The organism is Campylobacter sp. CNRCH_2016_3089, assembly GCF_025772505.1.
Lineage (GTDB): Bacteria > Campylobacterota > Campylobacteria > Campylobacterales > Campylobacteraceae > Campylobacter_D > Campylobacter_D lari_D.
In genome coordinates, this window is the sequence record NZ_JAKMSF010000051.1 from 1 (window position 1) to 878 (window position 878).

1 pseudogene is annotated in these 878 nt (G+C 28.4%); it reads right to left on the bottom strand.

Going from position 1 to position 878, the window contains the following annotated elements:
- Positions 1–452 precede the first annotated feature (452 nt).
- Positions 453–764: pseudogene (gene traN, locus L8W69_RS09205) on the bottom strand (conjugal transfer protein TraN); the annotation flags it as partial.
- Positions 765–878 lie beyond the last annotated feature (114 nt).

The window sequence follows — 878 nt, forward strand, 5'->3', positions numbered from 1 at the left end:
ACTTTTATTAGTTAATTGAAGCAAAGATATAACATCTTTTATAACTTGTAAAATATCATTTGCTACTTCACCATAGCCCTAAGTAAAGATAATATGATTATCATCTATATTTGTAGCACCAAATAATAAAGAAGGTGTAAAAATTAAAGCACTAAGGAATAAAATGTAAAATCTTTTCATCAATTGTACTAAAGAAGTTAAAGAGTTTATTTGGTATAATTGTATTAAGGGTGGAATGCCAAAGGGTGCCACCTTTGACATTCAATTTACCGCCCAGAAGGGAGGTGAGTTAAATGCTCAACATTGTTCTAATAATTATACTCTTAATGCTTTGCTATGTCAAGGCTTATTGAGTATCCCCTGCTTTTGCAGGGTTTAGAACAATCCCTTTGGCTTTTACCAAACAAACTTTTAACTAAACTCTATCTCCTTTCTATAATTTTATTTTCTTTTTAATTAGTAGGTTTTCTTATTAAATTCTCAAGATTGCTTTCAATCTTTTCTTGTATTTTTATAAAATCAGCTTGTATTTTATCTACATCAATATTTCCAACAATATCAGCAATAAATTCACTTAAATCTATTTCACTAAAATCTAACTTTTGAAATTCTTCTGGAGTAAATCCTCTACAATCAGGACTTTTTGGAGAACCCCAACCTCTTTTAATTTGTGGACGTCCTTGTTCATTAAATATTCTTGCTAATTTTGAATTAAAACAACAGTGTGTTTTTTTATGCTGAATACAAACTATGAATTTAATTTTTTTAGAGCAATATTCACCAACTTCTACACATCTATTTTGCTTATTGAATTTAGCTAGCTTTTTTTATCTTCTTTACAAGGTATAAGCCCTATAAATACTTTATCTTTATCACAG